This window comes from Micromonospora citrea (assembly GCF_049629545.1).
GTDB classification, from domain to species: Bacteria; Actinomycetota; Actinomycetes; order Mycobacteriales; family Micromonosporaceae; genus Micromonospora; species Micromonospora citrea_A.
On record NZ_JBNADX010000003.1, the window covers coordinates 224,555 to 245,507 of the forward strand.

General features: G+C 70.8%; 23 protein-coding genes, 1 tRNA gene and 2 pseudogenes. 18 read left to right on the forward strand and 8 right to left on the reverse strand.

Features of this window, described 5'->3' with window-relative positions:
• Positions 1 to 98: 98 nt before the first annotated feature.
• From ACPFP2_RS05445 to ACPFP2_RS05460, 4 genes and pseudogenes are all read left to right on the forward strand, one after another.
• Positions 99 to 172, forward strand: a tRNA-Ile gene (locus ACPFP2_RS05445).
• A 278-nt stretch (positions 173 to 450) separates the two neighbouring features.
• Positions 451 to 552: pseudogene (locus ACPFP2_RS05450) on the forward strand (type II toxin-antitoxin system RelE/ParE family toxin); the annotation flags it as partial.
• Positions 553 to 587: 35 nt separating this feature from the next.
• A complete protein-coding gene (locus ACPFP2_RS05455) occupies positions 588 to 863 on the forward strand; it encodes a helix-turn-helix domain-containing protein (protein WP_424086706.1) in 276 nt (91 codons plus the stop codon).
• Positions 864 to 1,109: 246 nt separating this feature from the next.
• The gene (locus tag ACPFP2_RS05460) at positions 1,110 to 1,880 is read left to right on the forward strand and encodes an AfsR/SARP family transcriptional regulator (RefSeq protein WP_424086708.1); all 771 of its coding nucleotides are present in this window, start codon (positions 1,110 to 1,112) and stop codon (positions 1,878 to 1,880) included.
• 12 nt (positions 1,881 to 1,892) lie between these two features.
• Here ACPFP2_RS05460 and ACPFP2_RS05465 read toward each other — a convergent pair whose 3' ends face one another.
• Positions 1,893 to 3,266 (reverse strand): AAA family ATPase, encoded by a 1,374-nt coding sequence (locus ACPFP2_RS05465; protein ID WP_424086710.1) that lies wholly within the window; start codon positions 3,264 to 3,266, stop codon positions 1,893 to 1,895.
• Between the two features lie 194 nt (positions 3,267 to 3,460).
• On the opposite strand from ACPFP2_RS05465, the gene ACPFP2_RS05470 reads away from it, so the two are divergent.
• The 5 genes from ACPFP2_RS05470 to ACPFP2_RS05490 all read left to right on the forward strand — a co-directional run bounded on the left by ACPFP2_RS05470 (position 3,461) and on the right by ACPFP2_RS05490 (position 6,858).
• On the forward strand, positions 3,461 to 3,751 hold the full coding sequence (locus ACPFP2_RS05470; protein ID WP_424086712.1) for a hypothetical protein: 291 nt from the start codon (positions 3,461 to 3,463) through the stop codon (positions 3,749 to 3,751).
• A 49-nt stretch (positions 3,752 to 3,800) separates the two neighbouring features.
• Entirely contained in the window at positions 3,801 to 4,073 is a 273-nt protein-coding gene (locus tag ACPFP2_RS05475) for a hypothetical protein (protein WP_424086713.1), read from the forward strand.
• 64 nt (positions 4,074 to 4,137) lie between these two features.
• The gene (locus ACPFP2_RS05480; RefSeq protein ID WP_424086971.1) at positions 4,138 to 4,926 is read left to right on the forward strand and encodes an ATP-binding cassette domain-containing protein; all 789 of its coding nucleotides are present in this window, start codon (positions 4,138 to 4,140) and stop codon (positions 4,924 to 4,926) included.
• Positions 4,923 to 6,182 carry a hypothetical protein gene (locus tag ACPFP2_RS05485; protein WP_424086715.1) on the forward strand — a complete coding sequence of 420 codons (1,260 nt, stop codon included), beginning with the start codon at positions 4,923 to 4,925 and terminating at the stop codon, positions 6,180 to 6,182. Before ACPFP2_RS05480 ends, ACPFP2_RS05485 begins: the two co-directional genes overlap by 4 nt.
• Positions 6,175 to 6,858: a hypothetical protein gene (locus tag ACPFP2_RS05490; protein ID WP_424086717.1), complete on the forward strand. Its 684-nt coding sequence runs from the start codon at positions 6,175 to 6,177 to the stop codon at positions 6,856 to 6,858. Before ACPFP2_RS05485 ends, ACPFP2_RS05490 begins: the two co-directional genes overlap by 8 nt.
• Positions 6,859 to 6,962: 104 nt before the next feature.
• Here ACPFP2_RS05490 and ACPFP2_RS05495 read toward each other — a convergent pair whose 3' ends face one another.
• Positions 6,963 to 7,148: a hypothetical protein gene (locus ACPFP2_RS05495; protein ID WP_424086719.1), complete on the reverse strand. Its 186-nt coding sequence runs from the start codon at positions 7,146 to 7,148 to the stop codon at positions 6,963 to 6,965.
• Between the two features lie 157 nt (positions 7,149 to 7,305).
• On the opposite strand from ACPFP2_RS05495, the gene ACPFP2_RS05500 reads away from it, so the two are divergent.
• Complete coding sequence (locus tag ACPFP2_RS05500; RefSeq protein WP_424086721.1) at positions 7,306 to 7,869, forward strand: DUF402 domain-containing protein; 564 nt, start codon at positions 7,306 to 7,308, stop codon at positions 7,867 to 7,869.
• A 267-nt stretch (positions 7,870 to 8,136) separates the two neighbouring features.
• Here ACPFP2_RS05500 and ACPFP2_RS05505 read toward each other — a convergent pair whose 3' ends face one another.
• From ACPFP2_RS05505 to ACPFP2_RS05530, 6 genes and pseudogenes are all read right to left on the reverse strand, one after another.
• On the reverse strand, positions 8,137 to 9,309 hold the full coding sequence (locus ACPFP2_RS05505) for a hypothetical protein (protein ID WP_424086722.1): 1,173 nt from the start codon (positions 9,307 to 9,309) through the stop codon (positions 8,137 to 8,139).
• A 179-nt stretch (positions 9,310 to 9,488) separates the two neighbouring features.
• Entirely contained in the window at positions 9,489 to 9,641 is a 153-nt protein-coding gene (locus ACPFP2_RS05510; RefSeq protein ID WP_424086987.1) for a hypothetical protein, read from the reverse strand.
• Positions 9,642 to 9,828: 187 nt separating this feature from the next.
• Positions 9,829 to 10,071, reverse strand: a pseudogene (locus ACPFP2_RS05515) (class I SAM-dependent methyltransferase); the annotation flags it as partial.
• Entirely contained in the window at positions 9,990 to 10,214 is a 225-nt protein-coding gene (locus ACPFP2_RS05520) for a hypothetical protein (RefSeq protein ID WP_424086724.1), read from the reverse strand. The pseudogene ACPFP2_RS05515 and the gene ACPFP2_RS05520, both read right to left, overlap by 82 nt.
• A gap of 203 nt (positions 10,215 to 10,417) precedes the next feature.
• The gene (locus ACPFP2_RS05525) at positions 10,418 to 11,122 is read right to left on the reverse strand and encodes a Crp/Fnr family transcriptional regulator (protein WP_424086726.1); all 705 of its coding nucleotides are present in this window, start codon (positions 11,120 to 11,122) and stop codon (positions 10,418 to 10,420) included.
• Positions 11,123 to 11,737: 615 nt separating this feature from the next.
• Complete coding sequence (locus tag ACPFP2_RS05530) at positions 11,738 to 12,580, reverse strand: hypothetical protein (RefSeq protein ID WP_424086728.1); 843 nt, start codon at positions 12,578 to 12,580, stop codon at positions 11,738 to 11,740.
• Between the two features lie 842 nt (positions 12,581 to 13,422).
• Between ACPFP2_RS05530 and ACPFP2_RS05535 the strand changes: the two genes are divergently transcribed.
• The 8 genes from ACPFP2_RS05535 to ACPFP2_RS05570 are packed head-to-tail and all read left to right on the forward strand — an operon-like array spanning position 13,423 to position 20,953.
• Positions 13,423 to 14,361 (forward strand): hypothetical protein, encoded by a 939-nt coding sequence (locus tag ACPFP2_RS05535; protein WP_424086730.1) that lies wholly within the window; start codon positions 13,423 to 13,425, stop codon positions 14,359 to 14,361.
• Between the two features lie 28 nt (positions 14,362 to 14,389).
• Positions 14,390 to 14,641 (forward strand): hypothetical protein, encoded by a 252-nt coding sequence (locus tag ACPFP2_RS05540; RefSeq protein ID WP_424086732.1) that lies wholly within the window; start codon positions 14,390 to 14,392, stop codon positions 14,639 to 14,641.
• Positions 14,638 to 15,393, forward strand: coding sequence for a vWA domain-containing protein (locus ACPFP2_RS05545; RefSeq protein WP_424086734.1), 756 nt, complete (start codon positions 14,638 to 14,640; stop codon positions 15,391 to 15,393). The genes ACPFP2_RS05540 and ACPFP2_RS05545 overlap by 4 nt, the downstream gene beginning before the upstream one ends.
• Positions 15,390 to 16,169, forward strand: a complete 780-nt coding sequence (locus ACPFP2_RS05550; protein ID WP_424086736.1) for a protein phosphatase 2C domain-containing protein — start codon at positions 15,390 to 15,392, stop codon at positions 16,167 to 16,169. Before ACPFP2_RS05545 ends, ACPFP2_RS05550 begins: the two co-directional genes overlap by 4 nt.
• Entirely contained in the window at positions 16,166 to 17,212 is a 1,047-nt protein-coding gene (locus ACPFP2_RS05555; protein ID WP_424086738.1) for a hypothetical protein, read from the forward strand. Before ACPFP2_RS05550 ends, ACPFP2_RS05555 begins: the two co-directional genes overlap by 4 nt.
• A complete protein-coding gene (locus tag ACPFP2_RS05560) occupies positions 17,209 to 17,862 on the forward strand; it encodes a 4Fe-4S single cluster domain-containing protein (protein WP_424086740.1) in 654 nt (217 codons plus the stop codon). The genes ACPFP2_RS05555 and ACPFP2_RS05560 overlap by 4 nt, the downstream gene beginning before the upstream one ends.
• On the forward strand, positions 17,859 to 19,085 hold the full coding sequence (locus ACPFP2_RS05565) for a hypothetical protein (protein WP_424086742.1): 1,227 nt from the start codon (positions 17,859 to 17,861) through the stop codon (positions 19,083 to 19,085). The genes ACPFP2_RS05560 and ACPFP2_RS05565 overlap by 4 nt, the downstream gene beginning before the upstream one ends.
• Entirely contained in the window at positions 19,082 to 20,953 is a 1,872-nt protein-coding gene (locus ACPFP2_RS05570) for an AAA family ATPase (protein WP_424086743.1), read from the forward strand. The genes ACPFP2_RS05565 and ACPFP2_RS05570 overlap by 4 nt, the downstream gene beginning before the upstream one ends.

Genomic DNA, 20,953 nt, shown 5'->3' on the forward strand with positions numbered 1-20,953 from the left:
ATCCTCGCGTAGCCCATCGTGCTGGCACGGGTGATCGTTCGTGCCGATTCGGTGGTGGCCGGTGATCCGTCGCGCGGGTTACGATCCGGCGCGGCATCGGGGCGGTAGCTCAGCCGGTTAGAGCAGGGGACTCATAATCCCTCGGTCGCGGGTTCGAGTCCCGCCCGCCCCACCGCATAACGTGACCTCGCTGTTGACCTGCGCTTCCGTGGTTCGCGGTGACCGAGACTCAGCCTGGTGGGCAAGGGTTTCGCCAGTTTCGCTGGATTGGTCTGACCTGGATCGGTCTGACCGTGGTCGGCTGTGTATAGCCCGAGCTGTAGTTGCCCCGTGACCAACGGGCCAGCCCATCGCTGGGCGGTCAGGACGACAGGTGATGTCCGTGACTGGTTACGGGCCCTGCGTCGGACCGATCCTGCGGCGTACCGGTCCGTGAACGCGGCGATCGACATGCTCGCCGAGACCGGCCCGGGTCTGGGGCGTCCGCTGGTCGATACTCTCCGGGGTTCGAGCATCAGCAACCTCAAGGAACTGCGGCCGAGGTCTGGCCGCGACGTCGCCATCCGGCTTCTGTTCGTCTTTGGCCCTTGGCCGCAGGCGGTGCTGACGCGCTCGATGCGGAACGTGCCCGTACCGAGGCGTGGGTCAGCGCGTTCCGCCTCGCCGAGGAGCGCAAGCGACTCGGTCTCACCCAGCGGCAGGTGGCCGAGCTGACGGGAGTCACGCCCGGCGGGGTGAGCCAGATCGAAAACGGCGACCTGGACGCCAATGAGGTGGCGACCCTCAGCCGATACGCACGAGCACTGGGCGCCCGGATGCGGATCATCTTCGACTACGGCAGCGACCTCCGGCAGATCGCCTGATCTTCGCGAGCCTCAGACGACATGTGGATGGCGAGGCCAGTCGTCCGGCGAAACGCACCGGTCGGCAAGCCGAGGTCATCGAGCACCGTCCGACGCCCGTGATCTGGGCAGATAAGGGCAGCGGATCGCCGGCCGGCCTTGCCCCTGCGCCGGACCGGGGCCCGTGCGGTAGACATCGGGACGTCTCATTTGATGTACTTACGTCACGCTACACGGGGAGCTGCATTGTTTGGCATACTGGGTCCGTTGCTGATTGCGAACGAGGCAGAGCACGCTAAGGTCACTTCTTCAAAAGCTCGCGCCCTCGCTGTCATGCTCCTTCTGGAGACTCGGCAGCAGATTCACCTCGACACATTGACGGAAGCGCTCTGGGACCACGCGATATCCTCCGGTGCTGCGAATTTGCGTAACTATGTCGCCCTGGTTCGACGCGCCCTGAGAAGAGTCGACGAACGATTGGGCGATTCACTATTGACAGTGCCGGGAAACGGCGTGGGGTTGAAAGCGTCCTACCAACTGGATGTCGACCCGGAACTCGTCGATGTGCACAGGTTCCGTTCTCTTGCGGCTCAGGGTCGGCGCGAACTCAACGCGAGAAACGCGAAGGCCGCCATCGAGACACTGGAACGGGCGCTTCGGCTGTGGCGCGGTCCGGCCGGAATCGATGCCGCTGGCTCCAGCCGCCTGCGGCGGCGCCTGGACGCGCTCGACGAACAGCGGATCGGGACCCAGGAATGCCTCATGCTCGCCCAGCTCTCACAGGGCCATGTGTCGTCCATCATCCCCAACGTGCGGGACGTTCTGGCCACTGACCCGCTACGAGAACCGTGCTGGATGCTGCTGATGAAGGCCCTCTACGCAGGAGGCGCCGTCTCCGCGGCGCTCAGTGCCTACCAGCAGGCGAGGAGGGCACTGGGTGAGGAACTCGGCATTGAGCCGTCGTCCGAACTGCAGGAGCTGCACGTCGCTATCCTTCGAGGCGACGAGCCGGCGCCACTGCAATTTGGGATCGCATAGCCGGGGAGACGACTACCCGCGTCTACCGAAAGCCGCTCGGCTGCCGTTCAACTCATCGAGAGCTCGCATGACGTGACCGGCGTCCGCCCGCGCATCTCCGCTCGTGGCAGCCAACAACTCGGCTCGGCGGCCCAACTCAGCGAAGAACGAGGCGGTGACACCGGCGGTTGATTCTACGATCCGGCTGACGTCGGCGTCACTCAGCAGGAGCGATCTTCCGTAGAGGGTCAGCAGGCGGGACCTGCCCGTCTCGTCCGGCGGCGGAACCTCGACCACGAGGTCCACGCGACCAGGGCGCTGCACCAACGCCTCCTCGACCGCCTCCAGCCGGTTGGTGGTCAGCAGGAAGGTGACGTCCGCGTCCTCCGCCACTCCATCCATCATGTTCAAGATCTCGGCCAGGAAAGGGTTGGTCAGCGCCGCGGACGGACGCTCGCGCCCTTGGGCGACCAAGTCCACGTCCTCGAGCACCACGATGGCCGGCGCGAGCGTCCGGGCCATTGTGCACGCCTCACGGATGAACTGCGCGGAGAACCCGGTGACGATCAGGACCGTCGCGGCCGGTGCCCGACCGATCAGGTGTCGCAGCGTGTGCGTCTTGCCGGTGCCTGGCGGCCCGTACAGAACGACGCCCCTCCTGAGCCTGTGACCGGCGGCTTGAAGGCGAGCTCGGTGCTCGGTCGTCCCGACAACGTTTCTGTGCAGGGCTTCCAGCGCACCGGGCGGAAGGATCACGTCGGCCTGGTCGACCTCGGGCCGGTGGTGGAACCGCAGTGGTCCCAGACCGTCGGAGAACTCGTGTGACTCGAAAGAGAGGACCTGGCCACGGAAGATGCTGCGCTCGACCGCCAGGTTGCGGATGGTGTCCAGGAACCGCCTCGCCGCGGTCACGTCGGCGGTGAGCACCTCCAGTTGCACCTGCGGCATACCGGTACGACGCGCCCCGACGCGTAGCAGGACGACGAGGCGGTCGTCCGACGACACGATCAACAGTAGACCGAAGCCGATGCACGTCATGTCCGTTTCGACCCCTACCGGGACCGAAACGTAGTCGACAGCGCCCACATCGAACTGCTGATGACGGCCCGTGGCGTTCACGATGTCCGCCAAGCCGTGGTGCTCGCGGTTGGCGCCGCTTATCCCCAGCAGGTCCGCCCTCCTGCCCCCTTCGTCGAGGTACGCGTCGAGCGCCACCTGGATGTTGGGGTGCTCAAACGCCGGAAACGAATCGGTGACCACCGGGAGTCCATCGGGATCCCTCCCCAGATGCGACTCGAGCCGTCGCCGCAGCGCGGAAGGCTTCTCGGGTGGGGCAAGCCGGGATACCGCGGTCATGAAGGCTCGGAACTGCCGAGCAAAGTCGGCCACGTCGAAGTTGTCCGTCATCACGTGACAGAGGCTACCGGCTGGCTGGACGGAACCGACGGACGCCCATTATCCATCGCTGCCGGACTACGTCACTTTTTGGCGGGTCAAGGGGATGAATCTGAGCTGGATGCCGCCGGGGTGCTCGCCGAATGCGGCCGAAATGCGCGCTGGTGACAGGATTTCTACACCAGCCCCAAGGAACGGAGTCGAGCATGAAGTTACGATCTGTCATCGCGGGAGCGGCGTTGATCGCCGGCGTAGGTATGGCGGCAGCGGCGCCGGCGCAGGCGGCCATCACCCAGAACCAGGACGGCACGACGTGCGTAACCGACCACCGTGAGACCGCCGCATGGACCAACTGCAGCGGTGGAAGTGGGACGTGGAAGATCTACGTCGAGTGCGACTGGCAGGCGGATCACACCGGCGACTGGCACACCGGTGGTGGAAGCGACAGCTACGAGTGCTGGAACGAGGTCCTGGGCGCCAATGTCCGTTGGCGCTGACCACACTTTCGAAGTATCAACCCGACGAGGAGGCACGTTGAAGCGAGCAATGGCACTGGCCAGCATTACCGCAGCCGCATTCCTGTCCTTCGGCGCCCCCGCCGGCGCCGCGGTGACCGAGACGGTCGACGGAACCACCTGCACCAGCGACTATCGGAATACCGCCGGCTGGACGGACTGTCGCGGTGGGGACGGCACGTGGCGCTTGTGGGTCGAGTGCGACTATCAGGGCGACTATACGTCCAGTTGGAAGACCGGCAGCGGGCAGAAGGCCTTCGAGTGCTGGAACAAGGCCACGGGCGCGGGGGTCGACTGGCAGTAGTGTGAACGGATTGAGGTGCGGCCGTTCTCGGTCGCACCTCAATTCAAGACGTCAGCATAAGGAGATCAATCACGTGGCAACGATCGAGACCAGTACGGCCACCATCGAAGCGCGCGAGCTCCGACAAGGGTACGGATCGCGACGCGTCATCGAAGGGCTTGACTTGCAGTTCGGGAAAGGCGTACTGGGTCTGCTCGGTCCGAACGGCGCGGGAAAGACGACTCTCCTGCGGACCTTGGCCACCGTAGTGCCCGCCCAGTCGGGGCAGCTACGCATCTTCGGCTCGACGGTGAATTCCGTTGCGGATGCGCGCCGGGTTCGCCGGGACATCGGCTACCTGCCGCAGGACTTTGGCTACTACGGCTCCTTCACCGTGCGGGAGTTCATCCGATACGCCGCCTGGCTCCGGGAACTGCCCGCTGCGGACACCGCAGCCGCAGTCGATGACGCCCTGGAGATGGTCGACCTCTCCAACCGGGCCACTACCCGCCTCAAGGCGCTCTCCGGCGGCATGTTGCGGCGCTGCGGGATCGCATCGGCCATTGTCGGTACACCGAAGCTCGTGATCCTCGACGAGCCCACCGTCGGCCTGGATCCACTGCAGCGCATGGAGTTCCGCCTCCTGGTCAGGAGGTTGGCCGCCACCTGCGCCGTGGTCGTCAGTACGCATCTGGTCGAGGACGTCGGGATGATGTGCACCGAGGTCGCTGTGATGGTGCAGGGCCGCATCGCCTTCCTCGACACCCCCGACAAGCTCGCCGCAGGCGCGGCTAGTGACGCGGTCGGCGACTCTCCCTTGGAGCGGGGCTACACAACCCTGCTGGCCGCCGCGAACGAGGGGAGCGACCAGTGATCGGAATCCTGCTGATCGAGTTACGTCGGTCGCCGATGCGCTGGTTGGTCGCACCGCTCGTCGTCCTGGGCGCAGCGCTGTTGTTCGGTCTCGACCGGGAGTGGATCGGCGTCTGGCCACAGACGAGTGCCTACGCCCAGCGACCGGTGATGTTCCTCGCGGCCGCGGCCGCAGCCGCAGCCGCGTGGTCGTCAGGTCGCGCCGCTCGTCAGGGGATGACGGACCGCATCTTGACGAGTGCGCGCCGGCCCGAGATGGTGGAGCTGACGCGGATCGCCGCGACTGTGGCGTACGCCATCACCGCCTACGCCGTGGTGGTCCTTGCCGCCATCGTAACCACCGCCCTAGCCACCGACGACATCGTCATCTGGCCGAGCTATCTACTGCTGGGTGCGACGACGATCGTCACCGCGACCGCCATCGGTGATCTGGCTGGCCGCCACCTGCACACCAAGATCGCCGCGCCCATCGCCGGAGCGGGAGTGCTCGTCGCGGTCTTCGCCACCACCTCTCAGCCGGTCTTCTCCTTCGTCGTGCTATCCGGTAAGCCGCAGGTGGAGTTGACTCCGCGCGCACTCGCCGCGCGCACGGTACTGTCGCTCGTCGCCCTGGTCGCCGCCATCTTCTGGTCGCCCGATACACCCATGAGCCGGCAGGGTCGGCCCCGAGCGGCCCGGCGTGTGGGCGCCGCATTCGTCGCGGTGCTCGTCGGTACCCTTGCCGTCGCTGGTGTCGCCGCTGCGGGGCCGGTTTCCCGCCCTCGAGAAGCTCCATCGGAGCCGCGGTGCGCCGGAACCGACGTACGGGTGTGTGTCTGGCCGGAGAACCGCAAGTACCTTCCGCATACCTTGGAACTCGCCGAACGGATCACCGCGGCCACGGCGATGACGCCGAAGCCGGTCACCGCGATCACCTTCGTCGAGGAGGGACTGCACCGCTCGCCCACCGGCCAGGATGACGGGTTCCCGCTCGGCATCACCGACTTCTCGACCGCGTACATGATGACGGTGCAGATGCTCCCGCCGTTCGGGACCTGCAAGTCTTACGACTCGCCACGGACGCAGGCGTGGACGGAAGCGTGGATCCGGGTCATGGATTGGATACTGGTCGGCAGTGCCGGTCCGATCGTCGCGCAGCGCTTGCCTGCCGCCAGATTGGCTGCGGCGACAGACCTGAGAAGCTTGCCCGACGGCCAGCAGAGAGCGACCATCGCGGGGTTCTACCGCACCCTGGAGGGACCATACTGTGATGCCTGACTTGGCGCAGGTCAAGGGCTTCCTAAAGCCTCGTCGGCTCACCATGATCCTGTCCGTGATGGCCGTCGCCGCAGCTCCGGGGGCAATCTGGGGGCAACAGGCTGTTGATGTCCCACAACTGTCGGGCCAGCCCAATGCGCCGCTGCTCGGTGCCCTGCTATTGCCGCTGCCGCTCGCGTGTCTCGTTGTTGCCGCACTGCACAGCGACATGAACGAGATGGAGGTGCGGGCCGCACGCAGCCTGCGTCGTCTCGAGGTCGCACAGATCGTGGCCCTGCTAATGATCGCCAGCACGCTGCTGGTTCTCGCTCTGGCGATCAACGAACAGCATCACGTCGTCCTGTACGCGCTGCGAGGGCTGCTCCTCTGGACGGGAGTCGGGCTTGCGGCGGTGCCGCTCATCGGCCGCCAGGTCGCCTGGGCGGCACCAATGGGGCTCTTCATCGCGATGTCACTGGCTACCCGTGACACGAAGGGCGCTGTCCATATCTGGGCCATCCCCGCCTACCCCGTCGATTCGATCGGGGCGTGGAGCATCTCCATCGCCACCTGCATCATCGGTACCGTTCTCGCAACGGCGGAACCCCACTGGTTGCGGCGTCGGCTTCCAAGGCTGAGCAGAACGCGCCCGACAGAAGCGCAGAGGCGCCCGGTCGCGGCCGAACGGGTGCCATGACGGTGCGCCTGCACCTCCGGGTGGTGAGGACGCGAAGGAGCCGGAACGGGTTGGTCTTTCCGTCCCGCGGACCCGCACCGGCGGATCAGGCGGTCGGATCGGGTTCATCGGGCCCCGCCCGATGCCTGTGGGCTGAACAGACTCAGCGGCAGCGGGTCGCCGGCGATCGTGGCGGTGTGGTTCGCATGGTGGTTGACCTCGGTCACCGACTCCGCCACCAGCAGCCGGCGCTTCATCCGGTCCATTCGCACCCGAAGCGCGGCGACCCCGTGGGTCTGGTCAATGGTCATCGACGTCGCGGGCCAGGCGCTCGACGACCGCCTCTGATCGGTCACCGAGGGGCAGCGGGCACAGCGAACCTGTCATCCGTCGACTGATGCGCGACACTCATCCGCCAACTGATCTGCGACACCTCGGTACGTTGGTCGCGGCAGGTGTGGAAGAACCATGGAGCGGCCAGGTAGCGGCCGAATCCGTGCTGCCCCTAGCGTGCCCCCTGTGGACGAGGGTCAGAACAGCCGGAGCATACGTCTATTCAAGATCAAACGCCCCGGAGGCATCTTCTGGTTCGACCTGGAGCCCGTCCGTCAGGACCGTGACGGGACCTGGCTGCGAGGCCCGGCTGGTTCACGATGGGGTGCTCCGCATGACAGTGGCACTCTTCCGATACCGGTCGTGGTCCTCCTCGGCGCGGGTCGACCCTGGGTGGCGTGGTGGGTCGGCGATCCCGCCGATCGGCGGCTTGAGATCGACGTATGCCTCCCGCCGGAGCGGACCGAAGCAGGCTGGCGGTACATCGATCTCGAACTGGACCCGGTGCTCCACGAGCGAGATTCGCGTGTCGAGATCGAAGACTGGGACGAATACGAGCAGGCGTTCCGCGACGGCTGGATGAGCGTGGATGACGCCGAGCTCGCACGGTCCACAGCCGAAGATCGGGCCGAGGCGCTCCGGCGTCGGGACGAGCCCTGGCAGGAGCGCGGATGGCAGTTGCTCCGTCAACAGCCGTGAGGCGCTCTCGGGCACCGCCAGACTGGTCGCCGTGTGCCGCAGCTCGTGCGGTGTCACGCCGGCGAGGCCGATCGACATCGCAGCGCGGCCGAAGATGCGGCGACGGAAGTGGTTGTTGCCCAGCACCTCGCCGGCCGGTCGTGGTTCCGTCCCTGGTCAGGCCGGAGCCCGCGTTCCGGCTCCTCGCGGCCCTCTGGATCGTCGGCCCGGCGGTCGGGGTCCTGAAGGGCCAGCTGCCTGCCGCCGGCACCGGTCACCCGTCGAGGGTCACCGGATCGCCCGGCGCCGTCGGGTCAGGAGCAGCAGTACGCCGCCAACCACCAGCATGGCGAGACCGGTCCCGGCGGTCAGCCCGGCCTGGGACCCGGTGATCGGCAAGCTGCCGCCACCACCAGCGCCACCACCGTCACCGGGGTCGCCGCCGCTGCCTCCGCCGCTGCTCCTCGCGGCCACCACGACCGCGAACCCGTCCTGGTTGTCGCTGTCGTCCACGTCGACCGCCCGTACGGCGACGGCGTTCGTGGGAAGGTCGCTCCGCGCCGGGCCGGAACGGTCCGACCGCGGGTCGCTCAGGCCCTCCACCCGGACGGTCCCGTTCCGCAACGTGACCGGCGCCTTCGTGGCGGCCGACACCGTCACCAGGTGGTACAGCTCGACGGCGGAGTGGAGTTGGTCGTTCGGGTCGGTGTCCTGGTCGACAGGAACGAGGGCCAGCCGGTCGTAGGTGCAGACCGCCGTACGCCCGGCGTCACCGAGGACGCATTCACCCGGCGGCCTGGTGAACGTCGCGCCCGCGGGCAGGCGCAGCTCGACCTTGACGCCATCGACCGGCTTCCGCCCCTGGTTGGCGATCGTGTAGCGCACCGCGCCCGTCTCGCCCGGATTCAACGTGCCGGTGGATGCGAGGCTGCCGTCGGCAGCGATCCGCACCGACTGCGTCACGTCCGGCGCGATCACCGAGAGGTCGGCTTCAGGGTTGTCCACCACCTCGATCGAGAACCACTTCGTGTTGTCGACCGGATTCGTGTCTTCCGGTCTGACCTCGACCGTCACCTTGATCCGGCCCGCGAGGGGCTCTTCGGCCTGGACGGTGGCGAGGATGGGAAGCTCCACCGTCTCGCCCGGCCCCGGAAGCTGATCCGGCAGCAGTTCGCAGTACCAGCCGGAGGAATCGCCGTCGCAGTCACGCGGCCCGCCGGTCGGCCAGAGCATGATCCTGAAATCGAACCGGTCCAGATCCGACGCGTCGACCCGGACGACGACCCGGGTCGGGGTCGTGTCGCCCCGGTTGCTGATCTTCAGATGGAGCGTCTTCTTCGTGACCCCCAGCGGAATCGTCCCGCCGGCCAGGTCGGCAGTAAGGTCCGCCCCCGCCGGAGCCGCCGAGGCGGACGCGGCGGGCACGCCGACCCCTCCGAGAAGAAGCAGCACGGTGGCCACCGTTCGGGGCAGCCACGGAAGTCCGAACCTCATGACGGAGCCCTCCGGATGTACGGGCGGTGCGATTCTCGGACACTATCGGCACCCGGCCGGGTTCGGTATCCCCGCGTGACCCGTGTCGGAGGGCGCGACCAGTGCCGTATCAGGCTACGTGCGCCCGGTCGTTGCGCGCTGTCGCACTAGGCAGCCTCGAGGACGAAGAACAGGAAGCACAGGATGTACCCCGAGGGGGAGGTCACGAGGTCGGGGAACGCCTCGCGGGCACCGGGGGCGGGAGGTGGTTCGCTCACGACGGCGATCCGGAAGCCGGCTGCGGTGAACTCGTTGGTCATCGCGTGCAGTGGTCGGTGCCAGGCCGTCAGCACGGCGGGCTGGCGTGTACTCGTCGGTCCACTGTTCGGTGGCGAAGTAGTCGCCTTCGGGCCTGATCAGGTGGTAGACGAAGGGATGGTTGACGGCCCCGATGAGCCGGCCGCCGGGTACGAGCACGCGCCGCAACTCGGCGAGCGGTGCCGTCCAGGCCTCGAGGTAGTGAAGGACGAGGCACGCGATGGCATCGTCGAACGCGGCGTCGGGGAACGGCAGCCGATCGGCGCCCGGACCGCCCTGATGCAGGGCCGTGCCGTCGCCGAGCCGCTGCCGGGCCAGGTCCAGCATCTTGACGCTGGGATCGATGCCGGTCACGAGGGCGCCGCGATCGCGTAGTGCCGCGAGCAGGGGGCCGGCTCCGCAGCCCACGTCGAGGATCCGCCGTCCGGCCACGTCTCCGGACAGGTCCAGGACCGCGAGTAGCCGTTGACGAGGTTGGACTCGGTCTCGATGGCGTACGCCTCGGCGAAGCTGTCGTAGTCGTTGGCCAGAGTCGGGCCGGCAGGCCGGGAGGAGTGGTCAAGGTCAGGAGACATGCGGCCAGTCCTGGCAGTTCCGATCGCCTTGCGGGCCGACAGTAATCTTGATCTTTTGCGAAGGCAAGGGCTGGCGAACTGACCACCTCGTGGCAGCGAGCAGTTCGCATCGCGGGTTCGAGTCCCGCCCGCCCCACCGACCGCACCGTCGTGCGAACCGGTGGCTACGCCCACCGTCGCTCGTGCCAGCTCCCGGCGTCGGGTCAGTGCCGATCGCCGTGGGCCGCGAGCGCGCGGAGCCCGGCCAGGTCGAGCACCGCGATCTGACGGTATCCGGTGCGGATCAGTCGCTCCGCGCGCAGGACGCGCAGCGCCCGCTGAGTGGTGTCCGTCGCCGCACCGACCAGGGTGGCCAGTTCCGTGTGGTTCAGCGCCACCCCGATGACGATCTCGTCGTCGGTGATCCGCCCGCAGCTGGCCGCGATCTCGGCCAGCACCCGGGCCAGCCGGACATGCACCGGATAGGCGAACTCCGCCCGCCGTTCGTTCGCGCACCGTAGCCGTTCGCCGACCACCGCGGTGACCTGGGCCGCGACGGCGGAGCGACGGTCGAGCAGGCGGAGGAAGTCCACCTGCCGGATCACGGTGGACACCAGGTCACCGCAGGCCGTCACGGTGGCCGAGCGCCCCTGCCCGGTGATCGCGCCGAACTCTCCCACGAGGTCACCGGGTACGCGGATCGCCAGCAGCCGGTCCACGCCGTCCACCATCGCGGTGACCTTGGCGAAACCACGCCGGAGCACCTCGACGTGGGTGTCCCGCGCGCCCTCGGTGAACAGTCGCCGGCCGGACGACACCGTGCGGGTGACCCCGAGAGCGAGCAACTCCTGACGGTCGGCGGGCGCGATCCGGTCCAGGAACGAACCCTCCGCCCAGGCCTCGTCACCATCCAGCGGTACGGCAGACATGCAGGTGCCTCCTCGACGAGCGACCGGGCGGGATCCCGTCCTTTCCCGGAATACCGCTCACCGGACCGGGGTGCAATGCCCGTACAGGCCGGTTCGATTGACTGACGAGGGGAGGCGACGTGGAGTCCCATCGGAGAAAGTCGTACCGCTGACGCCCTCCCAGGGGTCGCCCACCCGCCGGCCATCGGTACACCCGGTCGGTCGGCGGGCAGCGGTCGCGCCGACCGCCCGTCCGTCAGATGAGGGACGGATGACACGTATGGTGTGCGGCGCGGATCGGAGGCATCATGGCTGGCCGGGACCAACCCGTCGAACAACCATGATCGGCAGCGGCGACCGACCTCGGGCCGCGCCACGTCCGGCCCGGCCGGCGACGCGGCGACGTCCGTCGCGATTCCGTCGCGCGCCGGGCGGCGGCCGCCGCCCGGCGGCGGAGCAGTGAACAACCCGTCGGCCGCCCCGGGACCGACACCGAGGGAGCTCTCCCCGGCGCAGCGGGCCCGCATCCGGCGACTCCTCGAACGGGAGTTCACCGAGGCCTGGCGCGCCGCCCTGGCGGCCGGGGCCGACCCGGTCGCCCTGGTGGACGCCACCGAACGGGTAGGGGCGACGTGCTCACGGACGGATGTCGGCGATGATCCGGAGCACCTCGTCGACGATCCGCCGGACGGCCACGTCGTCGGCGAGCAGGACTGACACCCGCTCCTCGGTGGCGGCCGCTCCGCCAGGCGTGCGGTCGATCTCTTCGCCGCCGGTGTCGGCGCCGAAGACCGCGCCGAGCACCTCGACCACCGTGTCGTACGGGTCGGCCCCACCGCGCAGGCCACGGCTGATCGCCTCCACGGCGGCGGACGCGAGGTCGGCGAGCCGGGCCTCGTCCCGTTCCTGCGACCCGACCGGCACCAGCGGCCGGGGGTCGGCCACCCCGTCCCCGGGCACGGCGAGGACGGGGGCGTGTTTGCGGCCGAGCGGCCGCTCCACGTAGTCGGCGTACCACCGGGGGCGTCGTCGCATGGCGGCCAGCACCCTTTCGATCTCACGGGGGAGGGCTCGACCGTCGCCACCGGTCGGGTCGCCGGTCACGGCCTCGCGGCGCTGCACCCAACTGTCCAGGGGCCAGAGCTCGATGCCGGCGGTGGCCGGGACGCCGACCCAGGTGAGGATCTGTACCGCCAGTTCGGTGAGCCACGGGTCGTCGCCGAGTTCCGTGGCCAGCCAGGCCGGGACTCGGGGCCGTTGCAGCGCGCCCCGGCCGCCGCGCCGACGGCGGTGACCGTCGACGGTGGCGGCGGTGAGCCGGGCGGAGAGCCAGCGTTCGACGTCGACGATCGGCACCCTGGCGTTGGCGAGCAGGTCCAGCACGACCGCCTCCACGTCGTCGTGGTGCCGGTCGAGACAGTCGTCGGCGAGCATCCGGATGGAGGTGGCGCAGGCCCAGTGCCCGCGTCGGCGTTCCATCGGCCGCGTCACCCTGGCGAAGACTATCGGCCAGGCGATCGCGTACGCGGCGCCGGTCAGTCGGGTGCGGACCCCCTGTGCCGCGGTCGCCGCGGCGGCGGCAAGTTCGCCGCGGTGGGCCAGGTCGCGCAGTTCGTCCTCGGCGGACCGGAGGCGCGAATTCTCCGATCGGTCGAGTGTCGCAAAATTGACAGAGCTGGTCAGGAAAGGTCGGGAGGTCGAATCATCCGCGTTCCTCATGACGCCCCCTCCAATTCGTGGAATGAGTCACCGTCTCGAATCTGCAAATTGCGTGCGAAGAGGTGTCGTGGTCGAGCAGTAACAATGTCTCCAATGGACGGCGGAGGCGAGCCCCGGCCCGGCGAACGAGCGGTTCGCGGTACTTCGATGACGGAATCGCCGGGCCGCAGGGCCGATACGGCGACACCGCGGGCGGATCCGCCGAAGCGCGCCGGACCACGCGTCGGGCCGGACAGGTCCGTCAGGGCAGCCGACGCCCGTTCCCCATTCGACCGATCGGCGGCTCCGCACACCGACCGGCATGTGCTATGACCATCCACTGTGTTCGACCACATGACGGCGGTACGGTCCCGTCCCCCCAAGAATGCGACGTGAGCGGGTCCATTTTCGCGCTCACGAGCCATCGACACTGGCCAGACAATGGCCCATTTTCTGGCCAGCATGTGGTCGCGCCCGGCACGGCCGGCGATCAACGGGGCCGCGAGCGCGGCGCGGTGGCGGTAGCCTCCGCACCGTCCTGACGGACCACCCACGGAAGGGAGAGCACCCTGCCTGCCGGGATCGAACCCCGTCCCGCCTACGAGGCCGGACTCCGCCAGGAGTTGCTGGACCTCCGCCGTGGCGCGGGCCTGCAGCGCAGCCCGCTGCGCAGCCGACTCGGCCCACGGCTGGCCGACCTCTGCGGCGCCTCACCGACGGAGCCGGAGGCGGTGACCCGGTCGAAGGTGCGGGCCACCCTGCTCGCCCTCGCCGCCGACATGCCCCGCGAGCTGCACCGGGCCGTCGAGCTGGCGTACGCCCTCGATCCCGCCCACGCCTACCTCCGGCTGGACCGCCGCACCGACCGGCTCGCCGCGGAGCTCTCGGTCCAGCAGCGCACCGCCCGCCGCCGGATCGACGAGGCGGTCGCCCGGCTGGTCCGCGCCGCCGTCCCGGAGAACCCGGTCGAGGAGTCCGAGCCCGGTCCCGCCTGGCACGTGCACGCGATGAACGCGCTGCTGCGGCTCGACACACCGACTCCCGAGCTCTACGAGACGCGGGATGTCGTGGCGATCCGGCCGATCGACCGGATCACCGTGCAGTTCAGCCTGCCGCGCCGACCCGGTGACGACGCCCCGGGGCACGACGTGCGACCCGACGTCCTGTACGGAGCGCGGATCCGCGAGCTGACCCGGCACCACGCCGGCCAGGTCTTCCGGCTCACCCTCGCTCTGCCCCGGATCCTGGCACCGGGGGAGCGGCACCAGATCTGCGTGCACTACCGGGTACCCGAGGGGCAGGCCGTCCGGGAGCACTACGTCTTCCAGCCGCTGACACCGTGCGCGCACTGCACCGTCCGGCTGCGCTTCCCGCAGGACCGGGGGCCGGTGACCGCGTGGCGGCTCGACGGCGTCCCACCCCGTGCCGTGGACGACCGGAGCCCGGGCCCGGATCGGTTGCATCCCGACGCGGTGGGTGAGGTGACCTCGGCCTTCGACGGGTTGCAGCAGGGTTACGCATACGGCGTGGGGTGGTCCTTTCCCGACGGTGCGGGCAGCTGAGCCGGGCGGCGGTCCGTCAGGTAGGGACGTGGCGAGTTTCTCCGCCCGGCTCCGGGCCGGCGTCTCCCGGGCCGGGCACGCGGCCCGGCGGCCCTCGCCGTCCGGCGACGAACTCGGCAGCGTGCACGCCACGTTGAAGCCGCGCGGGCTCGTCGAGACCGGCGGGGTGGTCATCGCCGCCTGGTGGGTCGGCGACGGACCGGCGCCCCCGCCGGGCGCGGTCGTCCGCCGGCGCCCCGACCCGGGCGACCGCTGGCTGGCCGAGCGGGTCCTGCCGTGAACCCCTTCGCGCTGTTCGAGGACGGGCCGGACGAGTCGGACGGGATCCCGTTCGTCACCGACACCCACCGGCGGCGGTTCGTGGCGCTCCTGATCGACACCTCCTGGTCGATGGCGGCCACCCAGAGCAACGGTGTGCGCGCGATCGATGCGCTCAACCAGGAGCTGGCCCGTTGGCTGCCCGCCGTGCGCGCCGAGGGCCGCGGACCGCTGCGGGACGTCGAGTTCGTGGTCGTCACGTTCGGCGCGGGCGGGGTACAGGTGGCCTCCGGCCAAGGAACGGCCTCGGCCGAGGACGGCGCTGCCTTCGTACCCGCGGCGCGGCTCGACCTGCCGGCCCTGGTCGCGGGCGGCGCGACCCCGATGGTTCCGGCAGTGGAGTTGGCCCTCGACCTCGTCGAGCAGCGCCGCCAGCACGTACAGACGGTGCACGCCCAGCAGACCGGCGGGCCTCGGCTGATCCTGGTCAGCGACGGCACCCCCACCGACGAGGAGGGCAACCCCACCGACGACTGGCGGCCGCTCGCCCGGCGGTTGGAGCAGTGGCGGTCGACGCGGCGGATGCAGCTGTTCGCGTTCGGCGTGCCCGGAGTCGACGACGAGGTGATGCGGGCCCTCGCCACCCCCAGCGGCTACTTCCCGTTGGCGGACCTCGACCTGCGCAAGCTGCTCGACCTGATCCTCGTGGCCACCTCCGACCATGTCGACTTCGACCGGGTGCGCAGCCAGGTCTACGGGGACGATCTCCCATGACGGCGCGTTGGTCGGTGCTGGGCGGCAGCGTGGCGGGCGGGGCGCACGCCCGCGCCGGAGTCAGCGGCCAGGACGCCTACGCGATGCGGGAGGTCGACGGCACTCTGCTGCTGGTCGCCGCCGACGGCGCCGGCAGCCGGCGGTGCGCCGCGACCGGGGCGTCCCTGGTGGTCACCCTCGCCGTGCGGGTGTTCGTCGCCCTCGCCGCCGACGGGCCACCGACCACCGCCGCCGACTGGTCCCGACTGCTCGACGTCGCCTGGGACCGGCTGTCTCGCCGGTTCCGCCGTGCCGCCCGGGCGCTGGCCCGGGCCGCGGGTGACCTCGACCCGGAGGACCTGGCGACCACGGTGACCGTCGTGGTGGCCCGTCCACCCTGGGTGGCCGTGCTCGCGGTGGGGGACGGCGCCGTCGTGGTCCGGGCCGCCGACGGCAACCTCGACCTGCTGCTCGCCCCGCCGGGCGGCGCGGACCAGCCGCCCGGCGTGACGACCCTGTTGCCCGCCGCCCGGGCCCGCCGGCGCGCCCGACGGCTGGTCGCCCGGCTGCCCGATCTCACCGGGCTCGCGGTGTGCACCGACGGCCTGGACAACCTCCTCGTCGAGTACGACGGCAGCCAGCCCCGCCAGGCCGCCGCAGCGGCGTTCGCCCAGCTGTTCGCGCTGGTCGAGGCCGCTGATCCCGACCCGACGGCACTGACCCGGGTGCTCGGCGGCCGGCGGGTCGGCGCCCTCACCGACGACGACCGGACCCTGCTGCTGGCGGTGCCGCGATGACCCTCGACGTGTGGCTGGTCGGCCGGGACGGCAGTCGGACGGCCGACAGCCTGGCCGCGCCGGTCGGCTCGGTCGGCTCCCAGGGCCGGGTCTTCCGGCTGCGGAACCGGCCCGACACCGTGGCGAAGGTGCTGCACCGCGTGGACCCGGCGGAGCTGGCCACCCGGATCCGGGTGCTGCTCGCCGAACCGACCGGCTGGACCGGGCGGGCCGGCCGCCCGGTGGTGGCCTGGCCGTCCGCCGCCGTACACCGGCGGGCCGACGACCGCCTCGTCGGATACGCCGCCCCGCGGCTCGCGCCACCCGGGTTCGCCCCGCTGCCGCTGCTGTTCAACCCGGTCGCCCGGGCCCGGATGCTGCCGGGCGTCACCTGGGTCTGGTGGCTCACCGTGGCGGAGGAGCTGGCCCGGGTCGTGGAGGCGGTGCACCAGCGCGGGCACGTCGTCGGCGACCTCGCCCCGGCCAACGTCTTCGTCACCGCCGCCGGCGGCGTCTGCCTCATCGACGTCGACGGCTGGCAGCTGCACGACCCGACGACCGGGACGGACCTGCCGTGCCCGTTCTCCCGTCCCGAGTACACCGCCCCGGAGGATCTCGGCGCGGCGGGGCACCGGCGGGACCGGTCCGGTGACGACTGGGCGCTGGCCGTGCTCACCGCTCAACTCGCCTGCCTCGGCTTCCACCCCTACGGCGGGGTGCCGCCCGACGCAACCGGCCCGGTCGAGGAGGTCGACAACGTCCGGACGCGCCGCTGCCGGCTGCTCGGCGCCGACGTCCGGGCACCGGCCGCCGCCGTACCGCCGGACGTGCTGCCCGACGTGCTGCGGCGCCGGCTGGGCGAGGCCCTCGACTCCGGCTTCGACGCGCCGGCGGCCCGGCCCGGCCCGCGCTCCTGGGCGGCCGCGCTGGCGTACGCGCGGGACCGGCTGGTCGGGTGCCCCGCCGTGCCGACCCACGTGTACCCGCGTGGGCGCCGTGACTGCCCGTGGTGCGCGATGGTCGCCGCCGGGGCGTCCGATCCCTTTCCACGAGGTGGACGATGACCACGACGCTGGAGATCAGCCGGGTCGCCGACCGGACGACCGTGCTCGGGCCGGGCCTGCGCGCGGTGATCTGGGTACGGGGTTGTCCGCTGCGCTGCCCCGGCTGCGTGGCCCCGGAGGACCTGCCGTTCACCGGCGGCACCACCCGTAGCGTCGACGACCTGGCCGGATGGCTCGGCGGCCTGTCACCCGAGATCACCGGGGTGACCTTCTCCGGCGGTGAGCCGATGGCGCAGGCCGCCGGACTCAGCGCACTGGTCACCCGGATCCGGGCCGACCGCGAGTGGTCGGTGATGTCGTTCAGCGGGTGGACCGTCGAACATCTCCGGCGGCAGGGCGACCCCGACCAGCTCCGCCTGCTGGGCCAGCTCGACATCCTGGTGGACGGCCCGTACGTGGCCGCCCGCCACGCCGATCTGCGCTGGCGCGGCTCGGCGAACCAACGCCTGCACTTCCTCACCGACCGGCATGCGCCGCCGCCCGAGGACACCTCCGCCGGCATCGAGCTGCGGCTGGCCGACGACGGGGTGCAGTGGATCGGGGTTCCGCCGGTGCCCGACTTCCGCGCCGGATTCGAGACCGCCATGCGGGCCCAGGGGATCACGATCGACCCGGCCACCGCCCCCTCCGACGACGAGAAAGGCCGATGATGTCCGGCAGCCCCAAGTACACGACCGTCGACTTCGACGCGGCCCGCCGCGCCGAGCTGGAGGCCGCGCGGCGGCGGCGCCAGGAGGAACGCCGACGACGCCGGGAGGAGCAGCGCCAACAGCGTCTCGCAGCCGGCGTACGGGCGGCGGACGTCCGCCGTGACGCGCTGGCCACCCGCCTTCGCCAGCTCGCCGACACCTCGCGGGGACTGCCCCAGCATGCCCGGGTCACCGTGGAGGCGGACCGGGTGGCCGGCCTGCGCCGCCCCACCGACGAGGCGGGACTGAGCCGGCTCGGCCGGGAGCTGCGTGGCGCCGAACGGCGCGCCGACGAGCTCACCGCCGAGGTTTCCCAGGAGCTGACCCGCCAGGAACAGGGCCGGGCGGTGGAGCTGGCCGTCGCGCCACTGCGTGGGCTGGCCGACGCGGAACAGCTCGACCCGGTGGGGCACCGCACCATCGCGGTGCTGCTGGACGAGACCCGGCGGCGGGCGGGCGACCCACGCGGCTTCGCCGACCTGCATCGCCGGCTCGGCGAGGCGGTCGGGGCGCACCTGGAGACGGTCCGCGACCGCCAGGCCCACCTGCTGCGCCTGGCCACCGAGACAGACGAGCTGTCGGCCCAGCTCTCGGCCGTGCTGGCCGACGCGGAAGCGGCCGGTGTCGCGGTGGACGGGGAGGCCGAGCTGCGCGCCGAGGTCACCGGTCTGCGGCGGGAGGCCGCCGGCGGCAACGCCGACCGCTGGGAGCGGCGCGTCGCGGACCTGCGCGGTCGGGTCGAGGCGGTGACCGCGGCGACCGACGCCCGACTCGACCAGCTGGAACGGGTGGCACTCATCGTGGAGGCGGCCAGCGCGGCGCTGCCCGCCGCCGGCCTCCGAGTCGTGCCGGACAGCCTGACCGAGCGGCCCGACGCCGTGGTCTTCCTCGCCGAACGTGCCGACGGCTCGGCCATCGAGCTCACCGTGCACGCCGGGGACGGCGACGGCAACCGGCTGGAGTACCGCACCGACGGCTCCGACACGGTCGTCGAGCGCACGGTGGACGGCCGGACCTCCCGTTGCGACCTGACCGAGGAGCTGCTCGAACGCTTCCACGTCGAGCTCGCCGGTCAGGGGGTGGAGGCCGACGGCCTGCACTGGGAGGGCAAGCCCGGTGAACCCCGCCCGCCGGCCCGGCAGGCGCTGACCCGGCCCGTCCACGACGACCGGAGCCGGTCGTGACCGACGGGGCGGCGGGCCGGCCCACCGCGCCACCGGCAGCGGCCTGGTTGGAGCGGGTCACCGCCGAGATCGCCCGCGGCCGGCACGTCGTCATCCATGGCAACGTCCGCGACCTGGTCCGCTGGGACCGCTCGTTCCACCCGCTGCGCACCGCGGTCACCGGCCTGCTGTCGATCTTCGGCTACCAACTGACCGGCTACTACGACCCGGTCGACGGGCTGACTTTCGCCAGCCACGACGACCAGCGGGAGTTCGATCGGCTGGCCGGGGGCGGCACCGGGGCGGCCTCCGGTCAGCCGTCCGCCGCCACCGACCGGGCCGGAGCCACCCGGGGCAGGTTCGCCGCCGCGTTGCGCGACGCGCCCCCGCCGACCCTCACCAACCCGTACGACGCGATGGCCGCGGTCCGGCGGGTGCTGCGGCAGCCCACCACCTCGTCGGCGTTCCTCGTCGACCAGGCCGACCTGCTGCTGTCGCCACCCGACCGGGGCGGCGACGCCGAACGGCGCCTGCTGGGCACCGTGGCGAAGGCGATGACCGAGGCGGCCCAGAGCGGCACCCTGCGCAACCTGCTCGTGCTGGTCGCCGACGACCTGGCGGCGCTGCCGGCGTGGCTCTACCGGGACCGCCCGTACGTGCAGGTCGTCGAGGCGGCCCTGCCCACCTTCGACGAACGACACGTCTACCTCCACCAGCAGGCCCGTCACTTCCACGAGGCGGCCACCGCCCGCAAGGTCCCCGAGGACCTGCGGGTGCTGGCCAACCTGAGCGAGGGGATGGCGATCACCGAGCTGGACGGTCTGTGGCGGATGAGCAACCTGCAGAAGGTCCCGCTCGACGAACCGCGGACGCTGATGAAGCGCACCCTGTTCGGTCCGCGGCAGGACCCCTGGCGTCGGGTCCGCGACCGGCTCGACCGGTTCGGCCCCGCCGTCGGCGGGCGCGTCATCGGCCAACCCGTCGCGGTCGACCGGGTCCGCCGGGCGCTGACCTCGGCCACCGTCGGCATCGACTTCGTGGCCGACCCGCACAACGCCGAGTCCCGACCCAAGGGGATCTTCTTCTTCGTCGGGCCGACCGGCGTGGGCAAGACGGAGCTGGCCCGGGCGCTGAGCGAATTCGTCTTCGACGACGAGACCGCGCTGGCCCGGTTCGACATGTCGACCTTCGCCGAGGCGCACTCCGCGGAGCGGCTCACCGGCGCGCCGCCCGGGTACGTCGGGCACGAGCGCGGCGGCGAGCTGACCAACCGGGTGAGTCAGCGGCCGTTCAGCGTGCTGCTCTTCGACGAGATCGAGAAGGCGCACGCGTCGGTGTTCGACAAGTTCCTCCAGGTCCTCGACGACGGGCGGCTCACCGACGCGCTGGGCAACACGGCGTACTTCTCCGAGACCATCATCATCTTCACCTCGAACCTGGGTGCGGCGGAGACGTACGGCTGGCTCGACGGCGGCGAACTGCCCGACTACGAGAAGGTCACCGCGCACTTCGAACGCGCCGTTCGGGAGCACTTCACCGCCACCCTGGGCCGCCCCGAGCTGCTCGGCCGGCTCGGCGGCGGCATCACCGTCTTCGACATCCTGCGGCCGGAGTTCGTCGACCGGATCGTCCGCAAGCTGCTGGCGCAGCTTGTCGCCAGCGCCGCACGGCAAGGGGTGCGGCTCACCGTCGACGAGCGGGCCGTGGTGGCACGAGTGCAGGAGCTGATGCGCCGGCCCGAGGCGTTGCGGCTGGGGGTGCGCAGCATCCGCGACGCCCTGGACCGGCTGGTGCGGGAACCCCTGGTCGAGCACGTCTTCGCCCATCCGGTCCAGGCGGCCCTGCACCTGTCGGTCGGGCCGCACGGCACCGTCATCCGCGCCGGCTGA

Excerpts from the sequence above, each read along its gene's own strand:
- ACPFP2_RS05490 (WP_424086717.1), top strand. The coding sequence starts at position 6,175 with ATGCCTGACTTGGCGCAGGTCAAGGGCTTCCTAAAGCCTCGTCGGCTC.
- ACPFP2_RS05555 (WP_424086738.1), top strand. The coding sequence starts at position 16,166 with ATGACCCTCGACGTGTGGCTGGTCGGCCGGGACGGCAGTCGGACGGCC.
- ACPFP2_RS05475 (WP_424086713.1), top strand. The coding sequence starts at position 3,801 with ATGGCACTGGCCAGCATTACCGCAGCCGCATTCCTGTCCTTCGGCGCC.
- ACPFP2_RS05500 (WP_424086721.1), top strand. The coding sequence starts at position 7,306 with ATGGAGCGGCCAGGTAGCGGCCGAATCCGTGCTGCCCCTAGCGTGCCC.
- ACPFP2_RS05495 (WP_424086719.1), bottom strand. The coding sequence starts at position 7,148 with ATGACCATTGACCAGACCCACGGGGTCGCCGCGCTTCGGGTGCGAATG.
- ACPFP2_RS05470 (WP_424086712.1), top strand. The coding sequence starts at position 3,461 with ATGAAGTTACGATCTGTCATCGCGGGAGCGGCGTTGATCGCCGGCGTA.
- ACPFP2_RS05550 (WP_424086736.1), top strand. The coding sequence starts at position 15,390 with ATGACGGCGCGTTGGTCGGTGCTGGGCGGCAGCGTGGCGGGCGGGGCG.
- ACPFP2_RS05565 (WP_424086742.1), top strand. The coding sequence starts at position 17,859 with ATGATGTCCGGCAGCCCCAAGTACACGACCGTCGACTTCGACGCGGCC.
- ACPFP2_RS05510 (WP_424086987.1), bottom strand. The coding sequence starts at position 9,641 with ATGACCAACGAGTTCACCGCAGCCGGCTTCCGGATCGCCGTCGTGAGC.
- ACPFP2_RS05560 (WP_424086740.1), top strand. The coding sequence starts at position 17,209 with ATGACCACGACGCTGGAGATCAGCCGGGTCGCCGACCGGACGACCGTG.
- ACPFP2_RS05530 (WP_424086728.1), bottom strand. The coding sequence starts at position 12,580 with ATGGAACGCCGACGCGGGCACTGGGCCTGCGCCACCTCCATCCGGATG.
- ACPFP2_RS05465 (WP_424086710.1), bottom strand. The coding sequence starts at position 3,266 with ATGACGGACAACTTCGACGTGGCCGACTTTGCTCGGCAGTTCCGAGCC.
- ACPFP2_RS05525 (WP_424086726.1), bottom strand. The coding sequence starts at position 11,122 with ATGTCTGCCGTACCGCTGGATGGTGACGAGGCCTGGGCGGAGGGTTCG.
- ACPFP2_RS05520 (WP_424086724.1), bottom strand. The coding sequence starts at position 10,214 with ATGTCTCCTGACCTTGACCACTCCTCCCGGCCTGCCGGCCCGACTCTG.